The following is a 2,669-nucleotide window of genomic DNA, read 5'->3' on the forward strand; positions in this document are numbered from 1 at the left end:
ACCTGAGGGAGCACCGGCTGCCGAACCGGAGGACGGGACGGCTGGCCCTGGGCGGTGTGGTGGCCATGGGGGGCGGGGCGGTGCTCGGCGGCCTGTGGTCCGTGGTGGCCTCGTGCCTGCTGGGCGGGCTGGGCTACGCCCTGGCGATGCTGGCCCTGCACGTGCTCACGCGGGGCGGCCTGGGGCTCGGCGATGTCAAGCTGGCCGCGGGTCTGGGCCTGTACTGCGGCGTCGCAGGGCTGGCCGCAGTGCTGACCGCCGCCGTGCTGGCGGTGCTCCTGGGCGGGGTGGTCGCCGTGGTGCTCGTCCTGGCTCGACGCGCGGACCGCCATACGGCCCTGCCCTTCGGGCCGGCGATGGTGGCGGGGGCTCTGGGGGTGCTGCTCCTGGCATAGCCGACAGCGCCTTCCCCTGAGGACCGCTGCGGCGGATTCGGTGCGCAGGAGGGCGTCCTTTCCCGCGGGGTGACCGCACAGCAGCAGGGCCCCCATCCTGTACGGATGGGGGCCCTGGGACGCGACGGGCGTCACATCAGCGGGACGTCACTCCTGGTCACTCGCCGGGGTGGGTCATCGACATGGTGTCGAGGGCCTTGTCCAGCTGCTCCTCGGTGACCTCGCCGCGCTCCACGTAGCCGAGGTCCACCACGGCCTCGCGCACGGTCATCTTGTTCTTGACGGCGTGCTTGGCGATCGCGGCGGCGGCCTCGTAGCCGATCACCTTGTTCAGCGGGGTCACGATGGACGGGGAGGCCCCGGCCAGGAAGGTGCAGCGCTCCTCGTTGGCCTCGATGCCGTCGATCATCTTGTCGGCCATCACGCGGGAGGTGTTGGCGAGCAGGCGGATGGACTCCAGCAGGTTGGCGGCCATCACCGGGATGCCCACGTTCAGCTCGAACGCGCCGTTGGTGGAGGACAGGGAGATCGTGGTGTCGTTGCCGATCACCTGGGCGGCGACCATGATCGCGGCCTCGCAGATCACCGGGTTGACCTTGCCGGGCATGATCGAGGAGCCCGGCTGCAGGTCCGGGAGGGCGATCTCGCCGAGGCCGGTGTTGGGGCCGGAGCCCATCCAGCGCAGGTCGTTGTTGATCTTGATGAACGAGTAGGCGATGTTCCGGAGCTGGCCGGAGGCCTCCACGAGGCCGTCGCGGTTGGCCTGCGCCTCGAAGTGGTTGCGGGCCTCGGTGATCGGCAGGCCGGTCTCCTCGGCGAGCAGCTCGATCACACGGGCGGAGAAGCCCGTGGGGGTGTTGATGCCGGTGCCCACGGCGGTGCCGCCGAGCGGGACCTCGGCGACGCGCGGCAGGGAGGCCTCGATGCGCTCGATGCCGTAGCGCACCTGCGCGGCGTAGCCGCCGAACTCCTGGCCCAGGGTCACCGGGGTGGCGTCCATCAGGTGGGTGCGGCCGGACTTCACGATGCCCTGGAACTCCTCGGCCTTGCGCTCGAGGGACTCGGCCAGGTGCTCCAGCGCCGGCTTCAGGTCGTTCACGAGGGCGCCGGTGACGGCCACGTGCACGGAGGTCGGGAACACGTCGTTGGAGGACTGGGACGCGTTCACGTGGTCGTTCGGGTGGACCTCCTCGGAGGAGCCCGCGTCCTTGAGACGGCGGGTCGCCAGGGTGGCGAGGACCTCGTTGGTGTTCATGTTGGAGGAGGTGCCGGAGCCGGTCTGGAACACGTCGATCGGGTACTCGCCGTCGTGCTTGCCGGAGATGACCTCGTCCGCGGCGGCGATGATCGCGTCCGCACGCTCCTGGGAGATGACGCCGAGCTCGGCGTTGGCCTTGGCGGCGGCCTTCTTGATCTGAGCCAGGGCGTGGATGTGGGCCGGCTCGAGGGTCTTGCCCGAGATCGGGAAGTTCTCCACGGCGCGCTGGGTCTGGGCCCGGTAGAGGGCGTCCACCGGCACCTTCACCTCGCCCATGGTGTCGTGCTCGATGCGGAACTGCTGCTCAGTGTTCTGTGCGGTCATGCCGCCAGTCTAAGCACCGGCCCGGACGCGCGCCCCGGGTGCGGGGCGCGCGTCCTCAGGCGTCCATCGTGGGCGCTCAGGCCTCGATGCGGCCGTGCACACGGCCGGGGGAGGCGGTGCCCTCCGCCAGCGAGTAGGTCAGGCCCACGACGGCGGTCCGTCCGGCCTCGACCGCGGCGCGCACGGACTGGGAGGTCTCCAGGAGGCGGTCGCAGGTCTGGTCCACGTGCTCGGCCACGAAATCGTCGACCTCCTCGAGGCCGCGGCGGCGCCCGGCCAGCACGGACGGGGTGATGCGCTCCACGAGCGAGCGGACGAAGCCGGCGGGCATGGTGCCGCTGATGTAGGACTCGACGGTGGCCGTGACGGCGCCGCAGGAGTCGTGCCCGAGCACGATGATCAGCGGCACGTCGAGGGAGTCCACCGCGTACTCGAGGGAGCCGAGCACGGCGTCGTCGACCACGTGCCCGGCGGTGCGGACCACGAAGACGTCGCCGAGGCCCACGTCGAAGATGATCTCGGCGGCCAGGCGGGAGTCGGCGCACCCGAAGATCACGGCGATGGGCGCCTGGCCCTCGGTGAGCCCGTGGCGGCGCTCCGAGTCCTGGTTGGGGTGGCCCGGGGTCCCGGCCACGAAGCGGCGGTTGCCCTCCTGGAGGGTCCTCCACGCCTCGGCGGGGGTGGGGCGGGCG

Annotated in this window: 3 protein-coding genes; 1 reads left to right on the forward strand and 2 read right to left on the reverse strand. The window is 71.5% G+C overall.

From position 1 onward, the window contains the following. Positions 1-395 (forward strand): prepilin peptidase (locus tag MHY29_RS11785; protein ID WP_239241454.1); only part of this gene is annotated, 395 nt, incomplete at its 5' end. A 157-nt stretch (positions 396-552) separates the two neighbouring features. On the opposite strand, the gene MHY29_RS11790 is transcribed toward MHY29_RS11785, so the two are convergent. Further along, positions 553-1,977, reverse strand: a complete 1,425-nt coding sequence (locus MHY29_RS11790; protein WP_239241456.1) for a class II fumarate hydratase — start codon at positions 1,975-1,977, stop codon at positions 553-555. 76 nt (positions 1,978-2,053) lie between these two features. After that, on the reverse strand, positions 2,054-2,669 hold a 616-nt coding region (locus MHY29_RS11795), incomplete at its 5' end, for a carbonic anhydrase (RefSeq protein WP_239241458.1).

This window comes from Micrococcus sp. ACRRV, assembly GCF_022346985.1.
Lineage (GTDB): Bacteria > Actinomycetota > Actinomycetes > Actinomycetales > Micrococcaceae > Micrococcus > Micrococcus porci.

Coding starts and splice junctions, on each gene's coding strand:
- MHY29_RS11790 (WP_239241456.1), bottom strand. CDS start 1,977: ATGACCGCACAGAACACTGAGCAGCAGTTCCGCATCGAGCACGACACC.